Origin of the sequence: Sphingomonas sanxanigenens DSM 19645 = NX02, assembly GCF_000512205.2 — a bacterium.
Lineage (GTDB): Bacteria > Pseudomonadota > Alphaproteobacteria > Sphingomonadales > Sphingomonadaceae > Sphingomonas_D > Sphingomonas_D sanxanigenens.
The window spans coordinates 3,253,210-3,279,418 of record NZ_CP006644.1; the positions used below are offsets into that span (position 1 = coordinate 3,253,210).

Sequence of the window (26,209 nt, forward strand, 5' to 3'; positions counted from 1 at the left end):
CATGACCGGCAACGTTCACCGCCTCGAAACCGGCGGCCTCGTCGATCGCTCGGCGCCCCTCTCCTTCCGCTTCGACGGCAAGGCGATGACCGGCTTCGAGGGCGATACGCTCGCCTCCGCGCTGGTCGCCAACGGCGTCCGCCTTGTCGGCCGTTCGTTCAAATATCACCGGCCACGCGGCATCCTGACGGCGGGCAGCGAGGAACCCAACGCGCTCGTCACATTGCGCGGGGGCGCCCATGCCGAACCCAACAGCCGCGCGACCACGATCAGCCTGTTCGACGGGCTGGAGGCGACCAGCCAGAACCGCTGGCCGAACCTGTCGTTCGACCTGCTGGCGGTGAACCAGCTGGCGGCGCCGCTGTTCGTCGCCGGCTTCTACTACAAGACCTTCATGTGGCCGGCGGCATTCTGGGAAAAGCTCTACGAGCCGCTGATCCGCCGCGCGGCGGGGCTCGGCGCGCTTTCCGGCCTGCCCGATCCCGACCATTATGATCGCGGCCATGGCTTCTGCGACCTGCTCGTCATCGGCGGCGGACCCGCTGGCCTCGCCGCGGCGCTGACCGCCGGGCGTGCCGGGCTGCGCGTAATCGTGGCGGACGAGGATGCGCGGACCGGCGGCAGGCTGCTTGCCGAGCGCCACGAGGTGGATGGCCTGCCCGGCGCGCTTTGGGCTGAACAGGCGACTGCCGAACTCGCCGCGCTGCCCAACGTTCGCATCCTGCTGCGCACCACCGTGTTCGGCGTGTTCGACGGCGGTGAATATGGCGCTGTCGAGCGCGTGTCCGACCATCTTGCGGCGCCGCTGCCCGGCCAGCCCCGCCAGCGGCTGTGGAAGATCGTCGCCAGGCGCGCGATCCTCGCCAGCGGCGCGATCGAACGGCCGATCATCTTCGGCGGCAACGACCGCCCCGGCGTGATGATGGCCTCGGCCGCCGCGACCTATGTCAACCGCTTCGCCGCCGCGCCCGGCAGGCGCGGCATCATCTTCACCACCAGCGACAGCGGCTGGACCGCCGCCGCCGACCTGATCGCCGCGGGCGTCGAGCTTGCCGCGATCGTCGATGCGCGCCCCGGCCCGATCGCGATGCCCGATGCGGTGCGCAGGGCTGGCGTGCCCGTCTTCGCCGGCGCGGTCGTCGAGGATGTCACTGGCCGGACGATGCGCGGCGCTGCGATCCGCGACGCCGAGGGTCGGCAGCATCGCATCAAGGCCGACTTCCTCGGCATGGCGGGCGGCTGGAACCCATCGATCGGCATCGGCACCAACATGGGCGCCAGGCCCGTCTGGGCGCCCGAGATCGACAGCTTCCTGCTCGACAAGGCGCCGCCGGGGATGCGCGCCGCGGGCGCGGCTGCGGGCCATTTCGGCCTGCCCGAAGCATTGCGCGACGGCGCCGAGACGGCCGCTGCGATCGTCGAGGATAGCGGGCGCTCGCGTCCCGCGCTGCCGCCGCTCACCACCAGCGCCGATCCGGCGGGCGCGCGGCCCTGCTGGCACGTCGCGACGCGCCGCACCAAGGCGTTCGTCGACTTCCAGCACGACGTCACCGACAGCGACATCGGGCTGGCGGCGCGCGAGGGCTTCGTCTCGATCGAGCATCTCAAGCGCTACACCACGCTCGGCATGGCGACCGACCAGGGCAAGACCAGCCAGTTGAACGGCCACGCGCTGCTCGCCGCCGCCACCGGCAAGTCGATCGCCGAGGCCGGCACCATCGCCTCGCGCCCGCCCTATCTGCCGGTCGCGATCGGCGTGCTCGCCGGCCATCACCGCGGCACCGACTTCCGCCCCGAACGCCGTACGCCCTCGCACGACTGGGCGGCCGGCCAGGGCGCGACCTTCGTCGACGTCGGCCTGTGGAAGCGCGCGCAATGGTATGCACGCGCCGGCGAGACCGACTGGCTGCAGAGCGTCGACCGCGAGGTCAGCGCGACGCGGGGCGGCGTCGGCATCTGCGACGTCTCGACATTGGGCAAGATCGACGTGATGGGCCCGGATGCGGCGGTGCTGCTCGACCGGCTCTACATCAACATGATGTCGACATTGAAGGTGGGGCGCGCCCGCTATGGCGTGATGCTGCGCGACGACGGCATCGTCTTCGACGACGGCACCGCGACCCGCTTCGCCCCCGACCATTTCTTCGTCACCACCACCACCGTCAATGCGGCGCGTGTGATGCAGCATATCGACCATGCCCGGCAGGTGCTGTGGCCGGAGCTTGACGTGCAGGCGACTTCGGTCACCGAAAATTGGGGCACCTATTCGGTCGCTGGCCCGCGCGCGCGCGCGCTGCTGCAGGCCGCCTTCCCCGATCTGCCGCTTGACGATGCGGCGCTGCCCTATATGGGCGCCGCGAAGTTCCGCTGGAACGGCGTACCGGCACGGATCTACCGCCTCTCCTTCTCGGGCGAGCTCGCCTATGAGGTCAGCGTGCCCGCGCGCCACGCCGATGCGCTGCTGCGCCATCTGTTCGCGGTCGGTGCAGCGTTCGACCTCACCCCCTATGGCACCGAGGCGCTGGGCGTGATGCGCATCGAGAAGGGCCATGTCGCGGGCAACGAGCTCAACGGCCAGACCACCGCCGGCGACCTCGGCCTCGGCCGGATGATGTCGACCAAGAAGGATTATATCGGCCGCATCATGGCGCAACGGCCCGGGCTGGTCGCACCCGACCGGCCGACATTGGTCGGGCTCAAGCCCGTAGACCGCGCGAAGCGGCTGCGCGCCGGCGCGCATCTGCTGCCGACCACTGCCACCGGCCGCACCGCCGCAGACGATCAGGGCTTCGTCACCTCGGTCTGCCATTCGCCGACGCTCGGCCACTGGATCGGCCTCGCCCTGCTCGTGCACGGCCCCGAGCGCCATGGCGAGCGCATCATCATCCACGATCCGGTGCGCGACGGCGATCTCGAGGCCGAGATCTGCCCGCCGGTCTTCGTCGATCCGGAAGGAGCACGGCTGCATGGCTGACTGGTTGGACATCAGCGAGCGCGATGCCGTGTCGCTCGCCAGCGTGATGGCCCGCAAGGGTGTCGACGCGGTGCGGATCGGGGGAGCCTTGGGGGTCGATGCTCCCACACGCCCGGCCTTCGTTTCGGGCGCCGCCATCGGGCTGATCGGCAGCGGCCGCGGCACCTGGCTGGCGATCGGCGAGACCGACGCGCCGGACTGGGCGGAGGACGTCGCCGAGACGCTTGCCGGACTCGCCTCGGTCAGCGACCAGTCGAGCGGCTATGTCGTCGTCCGGCTGGCGGGCGTCGATGCGCGCCGCCTGCTCCAGCGCGGCATGCCGATCGACCTCCATCCCGATGCCTTCGGCGCCGGATCCGCCGTCACCACGGTGATCGCCCATATCGGCGTGATCGTCTGGCAGGTGGACGACCGGCCGACCTACGACCTTGCCGTTTTCCGCAGCTTCCGGAACAGCCTGATCCGATGGATCGAAACCACCGCGGCCGCACTCTAACCCGAACCAACAGGGCATGACCTCGATGAACCCAATTTCCTGCCTGCTCGCGCTTTCCTGCCCGAACCAGCCCGGCATCGTCGCCAAGGTCTCGACCGAGCTGTTCAACCATGGCGGCAACATCACCGAGGCGCATCAGTTCGACGACCCCGAAACCGGCCGCTTCTTCACCCGCATCGTCTTCACCTTGCCCGATGCAGCGGCGGTGGAAACGGTGAGGGCCGCCTTCACCCCGATCGCCGAGCATTATGGCATGGACTGGGTGCTCCGCCCGGCCGACCAGAACCTCAAGGTGCTGATCCTCGCCTCCAAGTTCGACCATTGCCTGGTCGACCTGCTGTATCGCCACCGTATCGGCGAACTGGCGATGGACGTGGTCGGCATCGTCTCCAACCATCCGCGCTCCACCTATGCCAGCAGTGATTTCGGCGATGTGCCCTTCCATCACCTGCCGATCACCAAGGATAGCAAGCCGCAGCAGGAGGCCCAGATCAAGGCGATGGTCGATGAGACCGGCGCCGATCTCATCATCCTCGCGCGCTACATGCAGATCCTGTCGGACGATCTGGCGGGCTTCCTCTCGGGCCGCTGCATCAACATCCATCACAGCTTCCTGCCCGGCTTCAAGGGCGCCAAGCCCTACCATCAGGCGCATGGCCGCGGCGTGAAGCTGATCGGCGCGACCGCGCACTATGTGACCGCCGACCTCGACGAGGGCCCGATCATCGAGCAGGACGTGGAGCGCATCAGCCACCACGAAACGCCCGAGGATCTCGTCCGCAAGGGTCGCGACATCGAACGGCGCGTGCTCGCCCGCGCCGTATCCTTCCACCTCAGCGGTCGCGCCTTCATGAACGGCCACAAGACCGTCGTCTTCCCGGATTGAGCCGATCATGACCACGATCATCGATGGCAAGGCGGCCGCCGCGGCGCTGCGGCTGCGGGTGGCGGACGAGACCGCCGCGCTGAAGCAGGCCGGCATCACCCCCGGCCTCGCGGTGGTGCTGGTCGGCGAGGATCCGGCCAGCCAGGTCTATGTCCGCTCCAAGGCGCGGATGACGGTCGAGGTCGGCATGGCCTCGTTCGAACACAAGCTGCCGGTGGACACCAGCGAAGCGGAGCTGCTCGCGCTGGTCGCCATGCTCAACGCCGATGATGCGGTCGACGGCATCCTCGTCCAGTTGCCGCTGCCCGCGCAGATCGACAGCGACAAGGTGCTGCGCGCGATCGATCCCGCCAAGGACGTCGACGGCTTCCACCCGATCAATGTCGGGCTGGTCGCCACGGGCAGCGGCGGCATCGCCCCCTGCACGCCCTATGGCGCGATGCTGCTGATCCAGTCGGTCCAGCCCAGGCTGGACGGGCTGCACGCGGTGATCGTCGGCCGGTCCAACATCGTCGGCAAGCCGATGGCGCAATTGCTGCTGCAGCAGAACTGCACTGTGACGATCGCCCATTCGCGCACCCGCGACCTGCCCGATGTCGTGCGCGGCGCGGACATCGTCGTGGCGGCGGTCGGCCGCCCCGAGATGATCCGCGGCGACTGGATCAAGCCCGGCGCGATCGTGATCGACGTCGGCATCAACCGCATCGCCACCGACGACGGCAAGTCCCGCCTCGTCGGCGACGTCGCCTATGCCGAGGCCGCGGCGCAGGCCGAGGCGATCACCCCGGTGCCCGGCGGCGTCGGCCCGATGACGATCGCCTGCCTGCTGCGCAACACGGTGGAAGCGGCGCGCCAGCGCCGCGCCTGACCGCCATGATGGCGGCGGCGCCCGGCCGGATGCTGCTGTTCGTCCGCGGGCTGGAGGTGGCCGCCTCCGTCGGCATCTATCCGGACGAGCGCCGCGCGCGGCAGACCCTGCTGGTCGACGCCGAGCTGGAGGTCGATCCGCCCCGCGCCGATACGATCGGCGAGACGGTGGATTACGACCTCGTGCCGCGCACGGTGGAGCGGCTGCTGGCGGCGCAGCATTACGACCTGGTCGAGATCATCGCGATGACGCTGGCGGATGCGCTTCTGGAGGACCGGCGCGTGCATCGCGTGCGGGTGTGCCTGACCAAGCCGGGGGCGATGCCGGGAGACGCGGTGGCGGGTGCGGTGTGGCGTGCGGGGCGGGAGTGATTGCCGCCTTGGTTTCCACCTTCACCGTTCGTCCCGAGCGCAGTCGAGCATCTGTCTTCCAGGTCAAGCGGGTTTGGGCGCCCACACGCGATTTTTGGTGATGAGGGTGTTGGCAAGCGCGACGAGTTTTCGTGCGACGGCGATGAGGGCGAGCTTTGGAGCTTTTCCGCGCGCGAGAAGGCCATCGTAGAAGCGCTTCAAGTCGGGGTTGCGGCGGCTGGCGACGAGCGCGGCCATGTAGAGGGTGGATCTGAGCTCGGCGCGTCCGCCGCGTATGGATCGCTTGCCGCGCATGCCGCCGCTGTCGCGGGCGAAGGGCGCGAGGCCGACGAGGGCTGCGGCCTGCTTGTTGGTAATGCGGCCGAGTTCGTGGAGGTATGAGAGGAAGGCCTGGGTGCTGATGGGGCCGATGGCGGGGATGGATCGCAGGATTTTGGCTTTGCGCGTCATCTCGGCATCAGCCTTGATCAGTTCCTCGATCTTCACCTCGATGCGATCGATATGCGTGGCGATCGAGCTCAGCCTTCTTTTATGTTCGCTCTTGAGGAAGCTGCCCTGCGTGACGCTGAGCCTGTTGCGCAGCGCGGTCTGTTCGGCGAGCGCCGCGGTGCGGGCGCTGACGAGTTCCTGAAGCTCCTCCTGCCGCCGGCTCACCGGCTCGGATGCCGAGAGGCCGAAGCGATCGGCCATCAATGCCAGCATGGCGGCATCGATCGCATCGGTCTTGGCGAGTTTGCCGGCAGCCTCGGCGAACAGCCTGGCCCTCAGCGGATTGACGAGCGCCACCGGCAGTCCGGCATCATGCAGATGGCGTTGGACGTCCCGATGATAGCGCGACGTCGGCTCCATCAGCACCAGCTTCACCGCGAACCGGCCGAGCACCTCGACCAGGCGGTCATGCCCGGCACTGTCGTTGCTCACCCGCAGCTGCTCGCCCACCGGGTGAATGTGGATGTCCAAATTGGCCTTGCTCACATCGACGCCGACATGGACCTCCGGCAGCGACTTGTCCTCGACCTTTCCTTGCATACGGGACTTGCTCCCCTTCATCTGTTCAGGCCAGACTTGAAGGGACGGACGGACCGATCTCGACTACGGCTCGAACCAAGGGACACTCGGTCCCGTCCGTCCGACCGCCGGGGGTGGCCACCCCCGGCGGTCGCCCTTCTGGACTACCAGATCGGGCTGACCGCAAGATGCAAGGGACATTGGGTTCGCGCTGAAAATCTGGTGTGTGTGACTCGTCCCTCGACGTCGCTCGGGACGAACGGAGGTTAGAGGCGGTCCCCTTGCGAGACCGCCCCAGACCGCCACTCACCCCTTCGCCGTGCGCTTCAGCTTCTTCGGATCATCGAACGGCAGTTCCGCCGCCACCGCCTTCGCGGTCAGTTCCGCGCCGCGCAGGTCCAGCACCGTGCCCGGCACCGCCTTGTCGACATCCAGCCGCGCGATGCCAAGCGAGCGGCCGGTGAGGGTGGAGACCATGCCCTGCGTCACCACGCCGACCTGCCTGTCGCCGTCGAACAGCGGATCGCCATTGCCCGCCGGCTTGTCCGATTCCAGCTCGATGCCGAAGATCTTGAAGCGCTCCCTGCCCTTGGCGCGGTAATGCGCCTCGGCACCGCGGAAGCCGGTCTTGCCGGGGCTCACCGTGAAGTCGAGGCCCAGTTCCCACAGGGTGTCGCCCTGCGGCCCCTGCGGGAAGGGATAGACCTGCGAATTGTCGAACGGGAAGAACAGCAAATAGCTTTCCACCCGCAGCGCATCGAGCGCGCAGAAGGCGGCGGGAACGATGCCCATCTCCTTGCCCTCCGCAACGATCTGATCCCAAATCGCGACGACGTCGCGCCCGCGGGAAAAAATCTCATAGCCGCGCTCGCCGGTATAGCCGGTGCGCGAGATCATCACCGGCTTGCCGAACAAGGTCGTCGAGACATGGCCGAAATAGGCGAGGTCGCGGATGCCAGGCACATGCCGGGCGAGATAGTCGACCGCGAGCGGGCCCTGCAGCGAGATGTCGTGGAGGTCGTCGTCGAACAGCAGCGCGGCGTTGCGGCCGACCACCGCGGGGGCAAGCACATCATGCGCGCTGCCGCCGCCATGGACGACGAACCAGTCGTTCGGCCCCTTGCGATAGAGGATGCCGTCGTCGATGAAGGTGCCTTCCTCGCTCAGGAAGCAGCAATAGGCGGACCGCCCCGGCATGATCTTCTCGGCATTGCGCGTCGTCGCATGATCGAGGATCGCCGTGGCGTGCGGGCCGGTCAGGTGGAGCTTGCGCAGGCCCGAAACGTCCATCAACCCCGCGCGCGTGCGGATCGCGACATGGTCTTCGGACGGATCATGATCATAGAACCAGGCGGTCGGCATCCCGATCCAGTCTTCGAGGTTCGAACCGAGCGCGCGGTGCCGCTCTGCAAGGGCGGTGGTTCGCCAGGAATTCGTCATCGTCGGCCTTCTTGCTGGAGTTTCGACCATGATCCACACCGCGGACAAGCAGGGCGCAAGCTCGTTCGGGCGGATTCGGTCATCGCGAACATCGTGCATCAATCGATCACTCATTGACAAACTTTTTTCTTGATAGGAAAGTAATCAAGGATCCGGGTTGGGGAACGGCGTTGGCGCAAGCCCATGATTGATCAGGGAATCAAGAGCAGGCCGCGCTATGCGCCGCTCGGAATCGACGCCGTTGCGCGTTACACTCTGTTGCTATCGGACGCGGAGCCGCTTCCGCACGCGGCCTTTGCCGAGGGGATCACTGCATCATCCTTCGACGAGCGCTGGACGATCGCCGGCAACAGCCAGGCGATCCCGGTGGCCGGCAAGGATGCGCGCGACCAGCGCTTCCGCGCGCAGCAGCACATGCTGACCGCGCTGCGCCATCGGCTGGGCCGCGAAACGATGGGGTTGCGCCTCCGCGCGATCGGGCGCGAACCCTTCCTGTGGGCGGTCCACGCCGTTGCCGAGGAAGCGGGCATGGGCCCGGAAGAAGTGCGCTTGTTCGCGCATGGCAGCAGCGCGCGGCGCGTCTATTGCACCCATTGCCGCACGATCATCGACGGCGTCACGACCAACATCGTCGCCTGCTCGGGCTGCGGCGCGCGCCTGTTCGTGCGCGATCATTTCTCGCGCCGCCTGAATGCTTTCGCCGGGGTGCAGGTCGATGCCGAAGTGCCCGGCGACATTCCCGAGATCGAGACCATCTACCCGTGATCCTCATCGACCCGATCGCCCTGCGCGTGCGCGCCGTCGAGCCGCTCGCCAGGACGCTGAAGCGCATCGTCCTCGAAGCCGCCGACGGCGGCCTCCTCCCCTCGCCGCTGCCCGGCGCGCACCTGCCGATCATGCTGCCGGCGAGCGCGGCGTCGCTGCGCAATTCCTATTCGCTGACCGGATCGATCGAGGATCGATCGCGCTACGAGATCGTCGTGCGCCGCACCGAACTGTCGCGGGGCGGATCGGCCTTCATCCACGAGATGCTGAAGGAAGGCGACGTTCTCGACGCCGTCCGCCCCAACAGCCTGTTCCCGCTGCAGGCACGCGCGCGCAAGCATCTGCTGATCGCCGGCGGGGTTGGGGTGACGCCCTTCCTCTCCTTCCTGCCGGTGCTCGAGCAGCGGCGCGAGCGCTTCGAATTCCACCTGTTAGTGCGCGCCGACGAGATTGCCGTGTTCGAGGCGCTGCTGGCGCCGCATGCCAGCCACAACGTCCACATCCATCCGGCGCGCGATGCGCTGTCGATCCCCGACCTGCTGGCGCGCCAGCCGCTGGGCACGCATGTCTACACCTGCGGCCCGTCCAGCCTGATGGACGGCGTGCGCGAAACCGCGCTGGCGCTGGGCTGGCCCAAGGGCCGCATCCACCTCGAAAGCTTCGGTGCCACCGGCGGGGCGCCGTTCAGGGTGCAGCTTGCCCGCACCGGCATCGAGGTGGCGGTGGGCGAGGCGGAATCGATGCTGGAGGCACTCGAAGCCGCCGGCGCGCCGGTTCGGTCGCTGTGCCGCGGCGGTGCCTGCGGCGAATGCCTGACGCGCGTGCTGGCGGGAACCCCCGAGCATCGCGACCATTTTCTGAGCGACGCGGAAAAGGCCGGGGGCGGGCTGGTGATGCCCTGCGTCTCGCGCGCGCTGACGCCGTCGCTCACCCTCGATCTCTAGACCGGACCCGCCGATGACGATCCGCTTCAAGCCCGACGAAACCTTCCGCGAGGATTTCCGCTACGCAAACAGCGAAGCAGCTATCCTGCGCTTCCCGTTCCCGTTCGCCGAAGACAAATACATGTATTCGGTGAACATCGAGCCGCATGTCCGCGGCGGGCCCACCGAGGCGTTCCAGGCGGCGTTCGACATCGACGAGCATTATGTCGCCGAGTGCCGCGAGCGCGCGCTCGTGCTGGAGCAGGATCCCAATCGCTGCATCGTGCTGCCGCACATGATGCCCGCGCAGTGGGACACGCTCGAACTGATCATGGAAAGCCTTGCGCACGACTATCCCGAGCATTTCCAGCTCGCGCGCGATCGCCAGCGCTGGACGTGGACCAATCGGCCGCTGGGGATCGAGGACAGCTTCATCTTCGGCGATCCGACGACTTTGCCGTACGAACCGTTCGAATATATCACCCGTCAGGCGCAGGGCGATTACACGCTGCAGGACCAGCGCGACAACAATCTCTACGTCGACGGCGGCATGGTGACGACGCAGGCGGACTGGTCGCTGGAATTCAACGCCGGCATGAGTTTCCACGAATGGCATGGGCCGGTGCCGCTGGCGCACGAGATGGGCGTGTTCGACCGCGCGCTGCAATTCCTGCTGCGCCTGCAATATGGCAAGCCGGTGCGGCGGCTGAACTGGACGATGACGGTCAACCCGCGGCTCGACACCTCGCCCGAGAACTACCCGATCTGGGGCCCGGACCGCACCACGATCACGCGACGGAATGTCGGCGGCAAGCTGCATCTGCGCGTCGAACTGCAGACCTTGTTCCGGCTGCCGCGCTCCAACGGCATCCTGTTCGGTATCCGCTGCTATCTCGCGAGCATCGACGAACTCGCCCGCGTGCCCAAATGGGGCCGCCGCCTGCACCGCGTGCTGCGCGACATCCATCCCGATCTTGAAGCCTATAAGGGGCTCAACCGCTATCGGCAGATCGCGCTGGACCATCTCGCAGCGTTCGATGATGGCGAGCCGACATCGCCGGGGATCGCGCCGGAGGTGGATCGGCTGGCCGGGTAGGGTTTTCGGGGGCTTCGTCCTTGACGATCCCTTCTCCGTTCGCCCCGAGCGAAGTCGAGGGGCGAGTCCCGCGAAAACAGCTTCCTGCACAATGAAGGCGACCAACCGGCAACATTCGTCGCGTGACTCGTCCCTCGACGTCGCTCGGGACGAACGGAGAAACTCAGCCTTCCCGTTTGCCCCGAGCGACGAAGAAAACGAAATCCGTGCCGGCCTTCAAGCCTTCGGAATCTCCGCCGCGAACCGCTTCAGCACCGCTTCGGGCATGTGCCAGGTGCCGCGGAAGCCCTTGCTGATCGCCAGCGCCTCGCCGGGGCCGAACCGCGTCGTCTCGCCGCTATCCGCGTCGGTGATCTCGATGCGGCCCTCGATCAGCACCGCCATCTCGTTGAACGGATAGTCGGTCAGCTTCATCGTACCCGGCGTGCAGGTCCAGACGCCGGCGAGGAAATTGCCCTGCTCGCTCGCCATGAACACATCCAGGACCTGAAGGCATTCGCCCTCGACGATCTCGCCCAGCGTGGCGGGGCCACGGATCTCGCGGCCATTGCCGCTGCCTGCCGGATCAAGTTTGAACAGCATTTGCGCCATGACGTCTCCCTTCCTTCCTCATCGTGAAAGTGGCTCGGCCGCGGCCTCGTGCCAGCGGCGGGCGATGACGTCGTAGGCGGCGACACCGACCGGCGCGAAACCCGTGAGGCATAGCGCGTCGGCGATCGCGGGATCGTCGAAACCGAGCAGCGCCGTGCGCATCAGCGCAACGGTCTTCGCATCGACACCTCCTGCCGCCGCGAGGAACGGCATCGGCGTGGGGTCGGTCGAGGCGATGACGCGGAAGCGCGCGGCGAGGTCGGGCTCGTGCCGGGCGATCAGCGCCCAGGCGAAGCTGTCGAGAGGGCCGACATCGATGCGGTCCTCAGCCAGCGCCTCGACGACGCGGCGTGGGGTGACGAGTGGCCCGACCGTCGCGCCGAACAAGGGCTGGCTGCCCCCGCGCAGACCCATCAGATGATGGCGCGGCGCGCCGAGGCCGCTCTGGGAATCGTCGGCGGTAAAGCCGATCCGGCCACCGGCCAGATCCTGCAGCCGCTGCGCGGGATGGTCACGCCGCACGACGAAATGCGTGGCATAGACCGGGCCGCCGGCGCCTGCCGGCACAGGTGCGGCGACCGGTTGCAGCCGGTCGTCGCGCAGCAGGAAGGGCAATCCGCAGACGAAGCCGCAGCCGAGATCCGGCCGCTCCCAAAGAGCAGACAGCCGCGCCGGATAGGCATGGTCGATAAGCTCCAGCGCGACGCCGCTTGCGCGCGACAGCCAGGCGAACAGCGCCTTCCACGCCGCCGCTGCCTCCGGATTGACCGCATACATCCGCGCGTTGGCGATCAGCGCCATCTCAGGCGAACCGCAGGCGCTGGCCGATCCCCAGGCGACGGCCCTTCTCGAGCATCGCATGGCCGAGCGCGATATCCGACAACGAAAGGCCGCGGTGCCAGAACAGGTTGGTTTCCGCCTCGCTCTCCCGTCCCGAGCGAAGTCCCGCGACGATCTGGCCGAGTTCGGCGTGGAGATTGGCGTCGCTCAGCCGGCCGGCTTCGACATGCGCGCGCAGCGCGCCGAACTGCCCGGTGCGGCACTGCCCCCAATCATCGACGACGATCTTGCTCATGACGTCGGTCAGCGAGAGTTCGACCGCGCTCATCGTGCCATAGGGAATGACGAGCGCACCCGGCTTGATCCATTCGGTACGCAGCAGCGGCGCCGGCGCGCTGAGCCGGGAAGCTTCGACGACGATGTTCGCATCGCGCACGCAGCTTTCCCAGTCGCCGGTGACGATGATCGGCCGCCCCAGATCCCGTTCAAGCCGCGCGGCGAAAGCATCGCGGCTTTCGGGCCGGCGCGAATGCACGCGGATCTCGTCGAAATCGAACAGGCGTGAAAGCAGGCGGACATTCCAATAGGCGGTGCCGCGCGCGCCGATGTGCGCGAGGATGCGCGAGCCCCGTCGGGCGAGATGCTTGGCGCCGATCGCAGTCACCGCACCGGTGCGCATGTCGGTGATGCCGCTGGCGTCGAGCATCGCGCGGGGCACGCCCGTCGCCGGATCGAACAGCATCAGGATCGCGAGTTCGGAGGGCAGCCCGAGCCGGTAATTGCCGACGAAATCGCCGACCACCTTGACGCCGGCGGCATCCACCTGCCCCGCCATTGCCCCCCGAAGCACATTGAAATGCCCCTCGGACACCCCCGGCTGCAGGTGGACGCGCGGCTCGATCACGGTTTCGCCGCGCCCCTGCGCCGCGAGGCTGGATTCGATCGCGGCGAGGATCTCGCCATCGTCGAGCGCGATCGCCTCGACATCGAGGCGATTGAGATAGTCGATGTAGATCGGATCCATGCGCGCCGTTCAGTTGTCGCTGCGGGCAGGGTCGGCGCGCGGGATGCGGGGTGCGCCGCCGGGCATCGCGACGGTGCGGTCGGCATAGAAGTCGGTGGGCGCATGCTCGCGCAGGAAGCGCGCGGCGAGGTTGCCGGGCGCGTCGGTCAGTTCGACGCCACCGACATCGGCGTTGGCGCTGCTTCCGGCAACGCCGAGCTGGCTTCCGGCCGCCGGCTGGCGGAACGGCACCTGCGTGCGGAAGGCGGCGAGCACGGCGGTCGCCGTGTCGCCGAACGTGCGGCGGGGATCCTCCAGCGCGCGGACGTCCATCCAGAAGGCGGCGTTGAGCAGATCCTGCCCCATGATGTCCTGCGATACATGCATCGCCTGGCGCAGCCGCATCAGCTTGAGCATCGGCACCGCGTCGAGATCGCCCACCCCGCGATCGGCGGTGACGCCGTCGGGCGCGATCGGGTTGGCGAGCGGCTTGAGTTCCTGCCATAGCGCATCGGCGATGCCGCCGCCCCCGCCGCCATTGCCGACGCCCTCGCTGCCGCCGTTGCGCGCGAGCACCGCCTTCGCGTCGGTCCCGGTGAAGAAGACATCCTCGAAGCGATGGATGCGCTCGACCACCGCGACCATCAAATTGGTCAGCGGGATCGACACCTGCTCGACATTGTCGACCAGCGGATAGGGATCCCAATCGGAATTCGAGAGGATGTAACCGCCCTGGCCGTTGCTCCAGCGACCGCCCTTCACATGATATTTCATCATCTGCGGCGTCGCCAGTTCCCAGCTGTCCCCGGGCGAAAAGCCGGGGCGGACGGTGGGGTTGTGGTCGGTCGAGTTGAGCTGGATCAGCACATTGTCGCGCAGCCGCGACCAGCTTTCCCACAGGCTGCCGACCCGCCACACCGTCGCGCGCAGGCTCTCGGGATCCTGGATGATGCGGGGCTCGCCGTTGAAGACATAGCTGCCCTTCAGCATGTCGAGCACGCGCTTCGCGGCGAAATTGGGCCAGGGGAAAGGCCGCGTCGACTGCACCGGCAGGGTCATCGGGCCGATGCTGCCGTTCATGCCGTTGAGGTTCATCGCCCACAGCACGTCGTGCCATTGCAGCATCTGCCGCAGGTCATGGACGAGCAGCGCCGAGAAGCCGGCGGTGAGCGCGCTGGTGGTGACGAGCGCGCCGTCTCCGCCCGAAAGCTGGACGGGCTTCAGCCCGGCCGCGCGCAGCGCGTCCGCCGCAACCATCTTCCGGCCGCGATAATAAGCGAAGCCATGGCCCTGCAGCACCTGGCCGGTCGGCACGAAATCGGCCTCGCCGATCGCGCCGCGCCAATAGACCGCGGGCGTCACGCCGGCGTTGAGCAGCGCCGCGATGCCGTCAACATAGGCGGGGCTGGCGGCGAGGTAGCGCATATTGTTGAGATCGACCGCGAGCATCGCCCGGCCGACGTCTTCCTCGGGGATATCGGGCCCGAAGCCGAAGGGCAGCCGGCTGGGCGGCCGCTGCGCATAGCGGCGCGCCATTTCGACGCGATAGCTCTCCGAATCCGGCGCGCCTTCCAGCGACACTTCCTCGCGCCGCGATCCCGGCCGGCGGTTGAACAGATAGACGGGCACGCCTTCCGCCTGAGCCTGCAGCAGCAGGCCATAGGCAGCGGCGGCACCGGCGCGCAGTTCGTCGCCGACCTTCACCTTCGCGCCATAGCGCGCGACTGCGACGAGATCGTCGATTGTCAGGTCATGGCCGGTGAGCACCACCGTCTCGCCGGCCTTGCTCGGCACGATCGCGCGGTAGGGCAGTTCGACCCGGCTTTCGACCGGGGCCGAGGTCTGCGCCGCGGCGGGTGCCGCGGCGAAACCGGTGGTGAGGGCGATGACGCCGAGCAGGCGCCGCAAACCCAGGCTGCTCGTCATCATCGTTCCCCCCACGTCAGGATGCTCAGTGCTTCTGGGCGACCGGCAGCGGCATCGTGGCGGGCATCGGCGCACCGCCCGAGAGGAAGCGCGTCGCCGGGGTCGCCTGGATATAGTCGACCACCGCGCGGCTGACCGAATAGCCGCGCCCGTTGGCGTTGCCGAGCGGCATCGCCGTGCGGAGCCCCGCCAGCGCCGCGGTCGGCACGGTGCCGAACTGGCGGGCGGGATCCTGCGCCTTGCGGACTTCCATCCAGTTGGTGGAGGTGATGATGTCCTGCGCCAGCAGATGGGTGGTCAGGTCCACCGCCTGCCGCGCGCGAGCGACCTTGAGACGCGTTTCGGCCTGCAGATCCTCCACCGTCATCACGATCGGCTGGCCCTGCGGCACGACCGGATTGATGAGGCCGGTGATCTCGATCCAGATGTCCGCCGGCAGATAGCCGCCGGCGAAGGGCAGCGCAGAGACTTGCTCGGGCGTCATCACGTCCGCCGGACGGATCACGGTGAAGAAGGGGTTGGTGAAGCGTTCGATCCGCTGGGTCAGCACCAGCCCCATATTGGCGATCGCGATCGTCAGCCCCTCGACCTGGTTCGAGAGCGGATAGGGATCCCAATTGGCGTTGGAGAAGATGTAGCCGCCCTGCCCTCCGCTCAGCTTGCCGCCCTTGACGTAGAATTTCATCATCTGCGGCGTCGCCAGTTCCCAGCTGTCCGTCGGCTTGAGGCCGGGGCGGACGGCGGGGTTGTGATCGGACGAGTTCATCGCGATCAGCACGCTGTCGCGCACGTCCGCCCAGCTCTGCCAGGCGGAGCCGGTGCGCTGGGTGGTGGCGCGCAGCGATTCCGGATCCTGGATGATGCGCTTGGGATCGGCATCGAGCAGATAGCTGCCCTTCACCATATCGAGCACGCGGCGCGCATCCCAGTTGAGCCACGGGAAGGGCCGGTTGCTCTGTACCGGCATCGACAGCGGCGAGACGCTGGAATTCATCCCCAGCAGGGCCATCGCGGTATCGATGTCCATCCAGTTGAGCAGATTTTCGGTATCCGCCACCAGCAGCGCGGTCTGCGCGGTGAAATAGGCGTTGGTGCTGACCAGCGCCGCGTCGTCCGCGCCGAAGGGTTCGAGCGGCTTGAGCCCGGCGGCGCCCAGCGCCTCGGCCGCGGCCATGCGCTTGCCCTTGTAATAGACATAGCCCTTGCCGACCATCGCGCGGCCGATGTCGGCGAGCTGGGCGAGGTCTCCCTCGCCCAGCGTTCCCGCGCTGCCGACCACCGGCGTGATCCCGGCGTTGATCATGTCCACGAGCATCTGGGTGAGTTGCGGGCTGGCAGCCTCATAGCTCATCGCATTGGCGCGGATCGCCATCATCGCGCGAACGATGTCCTCGCGCGCAACCTCGGGGCCGTAGGAACTGCCCTCGCCGCGCGCGAACGAGGCGAGCTGGCGGGCCTTGAGCAGGGCGGTGTTCTCCGGCGTCGTCGGATCGCCCGAGAAGATCACCGTCTCGCGCTGCGCGCCGGCGCCGCGGTTGAACCAATAGACGCTGACGCCTTCGGCCGCGGCCTGCAGCAGCAGGCCATAGGCATCGGCCGAGCGCTTGCGCGCCTCGGCGGTCAGCGAGACCTTCGCGCCATGCCGCGCAATGCGGACGAGCTGCTCGATGGTCATGTCACGACCGGTCAGCGCGATCGTCTCGCTCGTCGCGTCATAGCTGATCGGCGCGTAGGCGAGCGGCGCCTGCGGATCATTGGCACCCGCCATCGCCGGCGTCGCCGCGACAAGGCACAGCGACGCCAACGCGCCGGCGAAGATCGTCTTCAAAGCCATGGGATTAGATCTCTCCGTAAACCCGATAATCGGGTGCCCGCGGCGCGACCGCCGCGGGCACCCGCCCCGGAAAGGTCAGAAGCGGACCGACAATTCGGCGCCGAATTCGAGCGGCCGGCCCGGGGTATAGCGGTCCACGCCCATGCCGCCGGTGTAGCCGGTACGGGCAAGCTGGGTGACCTTGTCGAACAGGTTGGTACCCCACAGCGCGATGGTCCAGGGGCTGTCCGGCGACGGCGAATAGTCGAGCCGCGCGCCGACCAGCGCATAGGCCGGCAGGTTGCAGGTCGCCGCCTGCGGCACGGTGGGCGTGCCCGTCGTATAGCAGGCCGGCTTCTTGCCGATGCCGCGGACATCGACGGTCGGCGTCAGCCGGCCATCGCTGCCGACCGCGAAGTCGTAGCTGACCGCGGCGCTGAACTGATATTTCGGCGCCGAGTTGACCGGCGTGTCGAGCCCGATGAGCGCGCCCGGCACGATCTTGGTGTATTTCTGGTGCAGGTAGGAGCCATTGCCGCGGATCGTGAGTTCCGGAACCGGGCGCGCGGTGAACTCGACCTCGAAACCGGTCTCGCGCGCCGAGGCCGCGGTAGCGAACTGGCGGGTGGTGATGCCGCCGATCGTCACCAGCACAGTCGACTGGATGTCGCTGTAATCCTGATAGAAGCCCGAGACGTTGAGCTGCAATCTGCGGTCGAACAGGTCGGTCTTCACGCCGCCTTCGTAGGACCACAGCTTTTCGGGGTTGTAGGTCGAGGCATAGACACCGCCCGGCGGCGTCGCACCGATCTGCTGGTTGAAGCCGCCCGAATTGTAGCCATGCGCCGCCGTCGCGTAAACGAACAGGGTCGGCGTCACCTCATAGGAAAGCTGGAACTTCGGATCGAAGCCGTCCCAGCTATCCTTGCCCTGCGCGGTGAACGGGTCGCCGCCGCAATTGGTGATGCCGCCGATGAAGTCTCCGATGAAGTAACCGCACTGCAGGACCTGGCCGTCGCGGACATAGGTGCGTCCGTTGCCGGCGTAGAAGACGTAGCTGGAACCCTTCTTGTCATCCCACGTATAGCGGGCGCCCGCGGTGAATTCGAGCTGCGGGGTGATCTTGAACGATGCCTGCACGAAGGCGGCATAGCTCTGATACTTCAGGCGACCGTCATAGACATAGCCCAGCGGATCGATCCAGTCCGGCCCGGTGTCCTGCAGGAAGCGCGTATTCTGGTAGAAGTAGAAGCCGCCGGCCAGGAACTGCAACCGCTCGTCGAACGCGCTGCCGCCGAGGGTGACTTCCTGGGTGAACTGGGTCGTCTTGGTATAGTCGTTCTCGGCATAGATGTCGTTCGGCGCGTGCAGCGTCGGCGTGTAGAACGAGGCTGTGTTGCGGCGGAACGCCGAGATCGAGCGCAGCGTGAGCGTGTCGGTCAGGTCATAGGCGCCGCGGACGTTGAGCGTGTAGACGTCGGTATCGTTGTACGGGCCCTTGCCTGCCTGACGGGTCAGATCGCTGTTGGCATCGCCGCCCACGGCCCTGTCGGTGATGACGGAGCTGGTCGGGATCGTCAGCGTCGCCCCGCCATAGACGGTATAGTCCTTGCCGATGACCGGATAGGCATCGCAGAACGGCACGCTGTGCAGCGAGTCATAGTTGCGCACATAGGATGCGGTGGAAAGACAGCCGACCGGAATGGTCGCGCCGCCATCGGTCGATTGGGTGTTGTATTCGCCGAGGATGTCGATCTTGAGCGGACCATCTTCGCCGCGCAACTGCAGACGCGCGGACTTGTTGTTGACGTTGCCGCTCTCGCCATCGTCGAGAAGATGGTCGATATAGCCCTTCACATTCTGCGTGCGGAAGCTGAAGCGGGCCGCGATGCCCTCCGCCACCGGCAGGTTGATCGCGCCTTCGGTCTCGAAGCGGGCGAAGCGGCCGCCGCGGACGTTGAGATAGCCCTCGAATTCGTCGGTCGGGCGCTTGGTGGTCAGCAGCACCGCGCCGGCGGTGGTGTTCTTGCCGAACAACGTGCCTTGCGGGCCCTTGAGCACCTGGACGCTGTCGATGTCGTAGAAATAGAGATCATTGCCCTCCTGGCGGGAGACATACATCTCGTCGACGTAGAAACCGGCCTTGGAGTCGGAATTGACCTGCGCCGAGGTCTGGCCGACGCCGCGGATGGTGAAGCTGGTGCCGCCGGACAGCATCGGCGTGATTTCCAGGTTGGAAACGCGACCGCGCAGATCGGCGAAGTTGCGCACATTCTGTTCGATCAGATTGTCGCCGCTCAGCACGGTGATCGAAACCGGCGTAGTCTGCAGGCTTTCGTCACGGCGACGCGCCGTCACGATCACCGTCGGCACGCCGTCGTCTTCCGCGGCCGCCGCAGCTGGATCTGCCGGAGCCTGAGCGAAAGCCGCGTCGCACCCCATCAACGCCACCACACTCGTCGAAAGCGCCATGATACCGCGCAATCCGCGCATGAACCCCGGCGCCTGAAACCTCCCTTGTCGATTCTCGAACATTCGGAATCCCCCCACTCTAAAAAGCGGATCGGCCGAACCCTGCGTCCGACCGTTACCCTCTCCTCCGAAATATTTTTTCTTGTGGGGAAAGTGACGGGCGTGGGTTCCCGGTGCAAGCCGAATGTTTTCGGCGATCGGCCATAAGTTTTATCGCACGCCGTACATGGGCGGGGTCAGCCGTGCAGCTTGAGGGGGGTTGCAGGCAGCGGACCGATGCGTGCCAGCGATTCCCGCAACAGCCGCACAAGTTCGCGCTCGGCGGGCGCGAGGCTGCGGTCGGCCGAATAGATCACGAACAGCCGGCGCTGGATGACCGGTTCGACGATCGGATGCGCGCGCAATTCGCCGGTGATGATCTGCTGGCGCACCGCCGATGCGGGCAGCACCGTCGCCACCTCCTCCCGCGCGAGCATCGCGATCAGCATCGTCAGCGCGTCGATCTCATGCCGCGGGCGCAGGTCCACGCCCTGCGCCCGGGCGGCATTATCGAGCAGCTGGCGCAGGCCGAACAGGGATGTCGGCAAAGCGAGCGGCAACCGTGCGAGGTCGGCCAGCCGCACTGGCCCCTCGGGCAGCATCGCGTGGCGCGGATCGACGATCAGCGCCAGTTCCTCGCTGGCATCGAGCGGCAGCCGCGGCATTTGCGACATCGCGGTCTCGACGATCGCCAGCCCGACCTGCCCGCGCAGCACCCAGCTCTTGAGCGTGCCGTTGGGCGCCTCGCGCACGGTGACGTTCATGCCCGGATAGTCGCGGCGCAACGCCACCACCGCATCGCTGATCCGGTTGACGAGATGGCCCTGATGGCTGACCGAGGGCAGGATGCCGAGGCTGAGCCGGCCGCCCTCGCCCAGCGAGGCGGCCATGCCGCCGATTTCCATTTCGCGCAGCCGCAGTTCGAGCAACCGCGTCGCCACCGCGAACGCCGCGCTGTGCTGCGTGCGGACGAGGCCGAACGACTTGCGATCGAACAGCGAAACGCCCAGCGACGATTCGAGCTTGTGCAACTGCTGGCTGAGCGCCGGCTGCGCGACGCTGGCGGCACGCGCCGCCGCAGAAACGCGACCCACCTCATAAGCAAGATTGAAGTAGCGCAGCCGCCGCTCGGTCAGCACCGGCGACAGCACCGGGGCCGGGCTACCATCGTGAAGCGCAGCCCTCAGCCGTTCGGCGAAGCGTTCCGCCACGCCGCTGCCGTCGCGGCGCGCGACGAGGGTCGCGGCCACCGGCGGGTCGAGCGGCACCGCCTCCGCGCGCGACGATCCGGGGCGGACGCCCACCGAACTGGCGGGCAGCAGCAGCACATTGCCCGGATTGTCGTCCAGCATCTGCGGCCATTCGCCGGGGGTCGTATCGACCGCCTGCAGGCTGAGATCGTGCATGCGGGCATGGGCGACGATCTGTTCGAGCACGGCCGGGCCGAAGGCCGGCACCATCGCCGGCGGCATCGTCCGCGAGCGATAGGGATCGTCGAGATCCACAGGCGTGAAGCGCCGGCGCACCAGCATCCACGGATCGGCGCACAGCACCGTCTCGCCTTCGTCGGTGCGCGGCGTGCGGGTGATCGCGTCGATCGCGATCCGGCCTTGTTCGGCGAAACCGAGAACGTCGTCGGCGCCGGCATCGATCGCGCCTTCCTCCAGCGACCAGACGGGGTGGACGAGCGTCAACGGTTCTTCGAGCGCGGTGTCGGCGATCGCGCGCGCCACCGCCGCGCACACCCGGCCGAGCGCGAAGCGCAGCCCGATATCGACCTCCAGCCGGGCGATCGGCGCGCCGGCGCCGGCAACGATGCGGCGGCGCGCGAATGCCTCCAGCAACAGCACGGGCATCGCCGTGCGATAGAGCCAATGCGCCACGGGGCGGGGCGCAAGACCCGCACCCTGCTTGCGGAACAGCGAGATGCCGAGACTGGTCTCGAGCGATTTCAGGCTCGCGCTGAGCGTGGACGCCGCGATATCCAGCTCGCGGGCCGCCGCGCCGAGGCTTTCATGCTCGCACGCGACGAGAAAATAGTTCAGCGACTTGAAATCGATCATCGTATTTTCCCGCTGGCTGGCCTGGGAAAGTACGAGGCTGGTCCCGCATGCTGCGTCGTGTCAACGCCATGCGCTGCAGCGCAACATTATGGGGGCCTGCGATCAAGCGCTTGCCGACACGAGGTGTACGGAGCCAGGCATCGCGATCCCGTCCGCGGTGATGAAAGGCGCCAGCCGCGTCGCCAGGCTGGACAGGAACGCCGCCTGCACCTCTTCGCCGGCCTCTGCCAGCAGGTCCGACGTCGAGCCGGTGCGCGCGAGCAACTCGGCCGCTGCCGCCGCATCGATACCGGGCCAGCCCGCCTTCAGCAGCCCGGTCCATTTGGCGAAGCGGATGTCGACGAACCCGGCGCCGCTCAGCAGCCCTTCGAGATAGCCGGCGTCGCTGAACGCCAGCGGCCCCGGCGCGCGCGGATCGGCCGGGGCGAGGCCCAGATGCTCGCGACCCGTGAGCGCCATCATCATGAACTGGGGGTTCTCGTCCGCCGGTGCCCATACCGCGAAATCGAGCCGGCCGCCGGGCACGATCATGGCGTGCAGATTGGCCATCGCGGCTGCCGGATCCTGAAAGAACATCACCCCGAAGCGGGAAACCAGCCGGTCGAAAGGCCCGGTCTCGGGCTGCACGACCTGTGCATCGCCGGCCGCGAACGCGATGTTCCCGATGCCTTCGGCGGTGGCGCGCTCGGCCGCGAGTGCGACGAGTTCATCCGAAATGTCGAGGCCCAGCGCGTACCCGCCCGGGCCGACGAGATGCGCGATCTCCCGCGTCAGCGCGCCGCCGCCACAGCCGATCTCGACCACGCGCTCGCCCGGCACGAACGCCGCCGCCGCGATCAGCGCCTTGCCCGGACCATCCAGCATGGCTTCGAAATGATCGACATTGTCCTTCCAGCGTGTGCCGCCGGCGCCGGCCCAATCGATCGGCTGCATCGTCCGGGGGGCGGGTTGGGTGGTTGCCATGACGTCACCTTCCTGTCGCGAATATGGGGCGAGGCTAGGATGGCGCCGCCGCGCGCCACAAACCCTGCATCGATGCAGGGTGGGATAAGCGAATCCGAATAAGCCGAAACCCCGAAATCGGGGCTGGACTTATCTGCCAATTCAGCATTGCTTATTCGTCACGGGAAAATTGTTTTCGTAGCCATGTTGCAGCGCAAGAACGAACGCGATAGCCAAGGGGGCGTATGCGACGCAGGGATTTCCTCGGTGGTTCCATCATCGGCGGCGCGGCACTGGCCACCGGCCCGTCGCTGCTTCTTTCGGCCTGCGGATCCGGCGGTGACGGGGCACCGACGGGCGGGCGAGACGCAACGCTGCGGGTCATCAACGCGCAGAGCCTGTCCAGCCTCGATCCGATCTGGACGACGGCGCCGGGCACGCGCGAATATGGCTTCCTGACCTTCGACCAGTTGGTTGCGGTCGACGCCAAATATGTGCCGCAGCCGCAGATGGCGGAAGGCTGGACCGTTTCGGACGACGGCCGCGTCTATGAGTTCACCTTGCGCGAGGGGCTGACGTTCCACGACGGCGCGCCGGTGCGCTCGGCGGACTGCATCGCCTCGATCACCCGGTGGGGCAAGCGCGACGGCTTCGGGCAGATGCTGCTGCCGCATGTCGAGGGTTTCGACGCGGTCGACGACCGCCGTTTCCGGATCCGGCTCGACATGCCCTTTCCCCTCCTCCCCGCGGCGCTGGGCAAATCCTCGGCGGCGGCGTGCCTGATCATGCCCGAACGCATGGCGAAGACCGATCCCGGCACGCAGATCACCGAGGCCGTGGGCAGCGGCCCGTTCCGCTTCGTGCGCGAGGAATGGGTGCCCGGATCGAAGGCGGTGTGGGAGCGGTTCGACGGCTATATCCCGCGCAAGGAGCCGCCGAGCGGGCTCGCAGGCGGGCGCGTCGCCGGGGTCAAGCGCGTCGAGTGGGCGCAGATCACCGATTCCTCGACGGCGCTGTCGGCGCTGCAGGCGGGTGAGCAGGATTATTGGCTGATCCCCCCGGCAGACCTGCTGCCGCTGATGACCGGATCGCCCGACATCACCATCGGCCGCCGGCTGAGCACCGACACCTGCTACATGCTGCAGCCCAACCATCTGCAGCCGCCGTTCAACAACCCGGAGATCCGCCACGCGCTGGCGCTGGCGATCGACCAGGGCGCGCTGATGCGCAGCATCACCGGCGATCGCCCGCGGGATGCGCATGCGGTGCGCAGCTTCTACGACCGCACCTCCCCTTATTATACCGAGGCGGGATCGGAGGCGATCGCATCGCCCGGCATCGAACGCGCCAAGGCGGCGCTCGCCGCGGCCGGCTACAAGGGCGAGAAGGTGATCCTGCTGAGCGGCGCCGAAGCGCCGGCATCCAATCTTGGCCAAGCGATCGAGGATGTGCTGCGCCGGCTTGGCATGAATGTGACGCTCACCACGCTCGATTTCGCGTCGCTGATCCAGCGCCGCACCAATCGCGGCACGGTGGATGCGGGCGGATGGAGCCTGTTCGTCACCGGCTGGATGGGCAGCGATCTGATCGATCCGGCGGTGCATCCGATGCTGCGCGGTGCCGGCACCGAAGGCTATGCCGGCTGGTGCACGGCGCCCGAGATCGAAACGCTGCGCAACCGGTGGGTGCTCGCGCCCGAGGCGCAGCAGAAGCCGATCGCCGAGCAGATCCAGATCGAGGCATTCAAGGTGCTGCCCTATATCCCGCTGGGGGGCGCGGTATCCAATGCGGCATGGCGCAAGGATGTCGGCGGCGTGCTGCAGGCGCCCTACGGCGTCTACTGGTCGATCGGAAAGCAGGGATGATCGCCGCGGCCGCGCATCGCCGGACCCATGGGCGGCGCGGCCGGCGATGACCGCCTATGCGATCCGCCGGATCCTGCTCGCGCTGCCGGTGATGGCGGTCGTCACGATCCTCGTCTTCGCCTTGCTCTATTTCGCCCCCGGCGATCCGGCGCTGGTCATCGCCGGCGACAATGCCACCGCCGCCGACATCGCCCGCATCCGCCACACGCTGCAGCTCGATCAGCCGCCGGTCACGCGCTTCCTCGCCTGGGCGGGGCGGCTGCTGCAGGGCGATTTCGGTACCTCGATCTACACCGGCGAGCCGGTCGCGCGGATGATCGCGCAGCGCGCCGGCGCGACCCTGAGCCTGATGGCGCTGGCGACGACCTTCGCGGTCGTCATCGGCCTCGCGCTCGGCATCCTCGCCGCGCAGCGCCGCGGCGGCGGGTGGGATCGCTTCCTCGCCGGCTATGCGACGCTCGGCTTCTCGCTGCCGCCGTTCGTGATGGCCTATATCCTCGCCTTCATCTTCGCGGCGACACTGCACTGGCTGCCGGTGCAGGGTTTCAAGCCGATCTCGTCGGGGCTGGGCGGCTTCCTGACGACCGCGATATTGCCCGCGCTGTCGCTGGGCATCGTCTTTTCCGCGCTGGTCGCCAACGTCACCCGCGGATCGATGCTGGAAACGCTGGAGCAGGATTATATCCGCACCGCGGTCGCCAAGGGCGTCGGCCGGCCGGCGATCCTGTTCCGCCACGCGCTGCGCAACGCCGCGATCCCGATCGTCACGGTGATCGGCAGCGGCGTGCCGGTGCTGATCGGCGGCACGGTGGTGGTGGAGGGAATCTTCGTCGTCCCCGGCATCGGCGGCCTCACCGTCGATGCGATCCTGCACCGCGACTATCCGGTGATCCAGGCGGTCGTGCTGATGTCCAGCCTCGTCTATGTGCTGGTCAACCTCCTGGTCGACCTCAGCTACACCCTCCTCGATCCGAGGATCCGCTATTGAACGCGACAGCCGCCATCCTGCCCGGCGACCATGTCGCGTCGGCCGATCCGATCGCCGAGCCGCCGGCCATCGCCACGCCGCGCCGCCGCCGCCTGCCCCGCCTCAACGGCGCGCTGGTGATGGGCAGCGCGATCCTGCTCGCCATTGTGCTGCTCGCGATCACCGCCCCGCTGCTGACCGGCTTCGATCCCCGCGCGGTCGACCTCGGCGAGCGGCTGCGCCCGTGGGACGGCACACACCTGCTGGGCACCGACATGCTGGGCCGCGACATCCTGTCGCGCATGCTGTTCGGCACGCGCACCTCGCTCGCGATCGGCTTTTCCTGCGCGGCGATGTCGCTGGCGATCGGGACGCTGATCGGCGTGCTCTCCGCCGCGACCCGGCTGGGCGACGCCATCATCATGCGCGTGCTGGACGGGGTGATGTCCGTGCCCGCGGTGCTGCTCGCCATCGCGCTGATGGCGATCGCCGGCGGCTCCGCCGTCAACGTCATCATCGCGGTGACGATCGTCGAGACGCCGCGCTGCGCCCGGCTTGCGCGCGGGCTGATGCTGTCGCTGCGCGAGCGGCCCTATGTGGAGGCGGCAATCGCGTCCGGCACGCCGCCGGCGCTGCTGCTCACCCGCCATCTGCTGCCCAGCCTGATGGCGCCGCTGATGGTGCAGGGCGCGTTCGTGTGGGCCGCGGCGATGCTGATCGAGGCCGCGCTCTCCTTCATCGGCGCGGGCGTGCCGCCGAGCACGCCGACCTGGGGCAATATGATCGCCGAATCCAAGTCGCTCTGGCAGCTCCGCCCCAGCCTGATCTTCCTGCCGGCGGCGGCGCTGACGCTCACGGTGCTCGGCGTCAACCTGCTCGGCGAGGGGCTGCGCCGCCTGTTCGACATCCGGAGGCGCTGAC

The 26,209-nt window shown here is 67.7% G+C and carries 21 protein-coding genes; 11 read left to right on the forward strand and 10 right to left on the reverse strand.

Annotated elements, in window-relative coordinates:
* Position 1 precedes the first annotated feature (1 nt).
* Genes NX02_RS14955 through NX02_RS14975 form a run of 5 tightly spaced genes read left to right on the forward strand, consistent with a single transcriptional unit; the run spans position 2 to position 5,595 of the window.
* Complete coding sequence (locus NX02_RS14955) at positions 2 to 2,974, forward strand: sarcosine oxidase subunit alpha family protein (RefSeq protein WP_025293010.1); 2,973 nt, start codon at positions 2 to 4, stop codon at positions 2,972 to 2,974.
* Positions 2,967 to 3,470 (forward strand): sarcosine oxidase subunit gamma, encoded by a 504-nt coding sequence (locus NX02_RS14960; RefSeq protein WP_025293011.1) that lies wholly within the window; start codon positions 2,967 to 2,969, stop codon positions 3,468 to 3,470. Before NX02_RS14955 ends, NX02_RS14960 begins: the two co-directional genes overlap by 8 nt.
* A gap of 25 nt (positions 3,471 to 3,495) precedes the next feature.
* The gene (purU, locus tag NX02_RS14965) at positions 3,496 to 4,356 is read left to right on the forward strand and encodes a formyltetrahydrofolate deformylase (RefSeq protein ID WP_039997596.1); all 861 of its coding nucleotides are present in this window, start codon (positions 3,496 to 3,498) and stop codon (positions 4,354 to 4,356) included.
* Between the two features lie 7 nt (positions 4,357 to 4,363).
* Positions 4,364 to 5,224 carry a bifunctional methylenetetrahydrofolate dehydrogenase/methenyltetrahydrofolate cyclohydrolase FolD gene (gene folD / locus NX02_RS14970; protein ID WP_039996610.1) on the forward strand — a complete coding sequence of 287 codons (861 nt, stop codon included), beginning with the start codon at positions 4,364 to 4,366 and terminating at the stop codon, positions 5,222 to 5,224.
* A 5-nt stretch (positions 5,225 to 5,229) separates the two neighbouring features.
* Positions 5,230 to 5,595, forward strand: a complete 366-nt coding sequence (locus tag NX02_RS14975; RefSeq protein ID WP_025293014.1) for a dihydroneopterin aldolase — start codon at positions 5,230 to 5,232, stop codon at positions 5,593 to 5,595.
* A gap of 63 nt (positions 5,596 to 5,658) precedes the next feature.
* Here NX02_RS14975 and NX02_RS14980 read toward each other — a convergent pair whose 3' ends face one another.
* Positions 5,659 to 6,624, reverse strand: a complete 966-nt coding sequence (locus tag NX02_RS14980; protein WP_025290252.1) for an IS110 family RNA-guided transposase — start codon at positions 6,622 to 6,624, stop codon at positions 5,659 to 5,661.
* 285 nt (positions 6,625 to 6,909) lie between these two features.
* On the reverse strand, positions 6,910 to 8,043 hold the full coding sequence (locus NX02_RS14985) for an aminomethyl transferase family protein (RefSeq protein ID WP_025293015.1): 1,134 nt from the start codon (positions 8,041 to 8,043) through the stop codon (positions 6,910 to 6,912).
* A gap of 183 nt (positions 8,044 to 8,226) precedes the next feature.
* Here NX02_RS14985 and NX02_RS14990 point away from each other — a divergent pair, with 183 nt between their 5' ends.
* From NX02_RS14990 to NX02_RS15000, 3 genes are read left to right on the forward strand one after another with little or no spacing between them, the layout of a single operon-like run.
* Positions 8,227 to 8,808, forward strand: a complete 582-nt coding sequence (locus tag NX02_RS14990; RefSeq protein ID WP_025293016.1) for a C1 domain-containing protein — start codon at positions 8,227 to 8,229, stop codon at positions 8,806 to 8,808.
* On the forward strand, positions 8,805 to 9,752 hold the full coding sequence (locus NX02_RS14995; protein ID WP_084717807.1) for a PDR/VanB family oxidoreductase: 948 nt from the start codon (positions 8,805 to 8,807) through the stop codon (positions 9,750 to 9,752). The genes NX02_RS14990 and NX02_RS14995 overlap by 4 nt, the downstream gene beginning before the upstream one ends.
* 13 nt (positions 9,753 to 9,765) lie before the next feature.
* Positions 9,766 to 10,827 (forward strand): heme-dependent oxidative N-demethylase family protein, encoded by a 1,062-nt coding sequence (locus NX02_RS15000; RefSeq protein ID WP_025293018.1) that lies wholly within the window; start codon positions 9,766 to 9,768, stop codon positions 10,825 to 10,827.
* Between the two features lie 216 nt (positions 10,828 to 11,043).
* On the opposite strand, the gene NX02_RS15005 is transcribed toward NX02_RS15000, so the two are convergent.
* The 8 genes from NX02_RS15005 to NX02_RS15040 form a co-directional block, all read right to left on the reverse strand.
* Positions 11,044 to 11,418: a cupin domain-containing protein gene (locus tag NX02_RS15005; protein WP_025293019.1), complete on the reverse strand. Its 375-nt coding sequence runs from the start codon at positions 11,416 to 11,418 to the stop codon at positions 11,044 to 11,046.
* A gap of 18 nt (positions 11,419 to 11,436) precedes the next feature.
* Positions 11,437 to 12,219 (reverse strand): phosphate/phosphite/phosphonate ABC transporter substrate-binding protein, encoded by a 783-nt coding sequence (locus NX02_RS15010; protein WP_039996611.1) that lies wholly within the window; start codon positions 12,217 to 12,219, stop codon positions 11,437 to 11,439.
* Position 12,220: 1 nt separating this feature from the next.
* Positions 12,221 to 13,222 (reverse strand): ornithine cyclodeaminase family protein, encoded by a 1,002-nt coding sequence (locus NX02_RS15015; RefSeq protein ID WP_025293021.1) that lies wholly within the window; start codon positions 13,220 to 13,222, stop codon positions 12,221 to 12,223.
* Between the two features lie 9 nt (positions 13,223 to 13,231).
* Positions 13,232 to 15,130: an aromatic amino acid ammonia-lyase gene (locus tag NX02_RS15020; RefSeq protein WP_025293022.1), complete on the reverse strand. Its 1,899-nt coding sequence runs from the start codon at positions 15,128 to 15,130 to the stop codon at positions 13,232 to 13,234.
* A 22-nt stretch (positions 15,131 to 15,152) separates the two neighbouring features.
* Complete coding sequence (locus NX02_RS15025) at positions 15,153 to 16,961, reverse strand: aromatic amino acid ammonia-lyase (protein WP_025293023.1); 1,809 nt, start codon at positions 16,959 to 16,961, stop codon at positions 15,153 to 15,155.
* Between the two features lie 75 nt (positions 16,962 to 17,036).
* Positions 17,037 to 19,412, reverse strand: a complete 2,376-nt coding sequence (locus NX02_RS15030; protein WP_039997605.1) for a TonB-dependent receptor — start codon at positions 19,410 to 19,412, stop codon at positions 17,037 to 17,039.
* A 236-nt stretch (positions 19,413 to 19,648) separates the two neighbouring features.
* A complete protein-coding gene (locus tag NX02_RS15035; RefSeq protein WP_025293025.1) occupies positions 19,649 to 21,514 on the reverse strand; it encodes a LysR substrate-binding domain-containing protein in 1,866 nt (621 codons plus the stop codon).
* A gap of 102 nt (positions 21,515 to 21,616) precedes the next feature.
* The gene (locus NX02_RS15040; protein ID WP_084717809.1) at positions 21,617 to 22,477 is read right to left on the reverse strand and encodes a class I SAM-dependent methyltransferase; all 861 of its coding nucleotides are present in this window, start codon (positions 22,475 to 22,477) and stop codon (positions 21,617 to 21,619) included.
* Between the two features lie 224 nt (positions 22,478 to 22,701).
* Here NX02_RS15040 and NX02_RS15045 point away from each other — a divergent pair, with 224 nt between their 5' ends.
* The 3 genes from NX02_RS15045 to NX02_RS15055 are packed head-to-tail and all read left to right on the forward strand — an operon-like array spanning position 22,702 to position 26,208.
* The gene (locus tag NX02_RS15045) at positions 22,702 to 24,321 is read left to right on the forward strand and encodes an ABC transporter substrate-binding protein (protein ID WP_025293027.1); all 1,620 of its coding nucleotides are present in this window, start codon (positions 22,702 to 22,704) and stop codon (positions 24,319 to 24,321) included.
* 46 nt (positions 24,322 to 24,367) lie between these two features.
* Complete coding sequence (locus NX02_RS15050) at positions 24,368 to 25,309, forward strand: ABC transporter permease (protein ID WP_025293028.1); 942 nt, start codon at positions 24,368 to 24,370, stop codon at positions 25,307 to 25,309.
* Complete coding sequence (locus tag NX02_RS15055) at positions 25,306 to 26,208, forward strand: ABC transporter permease (protein WP_025293029.1); 903 nt, start codon at positions 25,306 to 25,308, stop codon at positions 26,206 to 26,208. The genes NX02_RS15050 and NX02_RS15055 overlap by 4 nt, the downstream gene beginning before the upstream one ends.
* Position 26,209 lies beyond the last annotated feature (1 nt).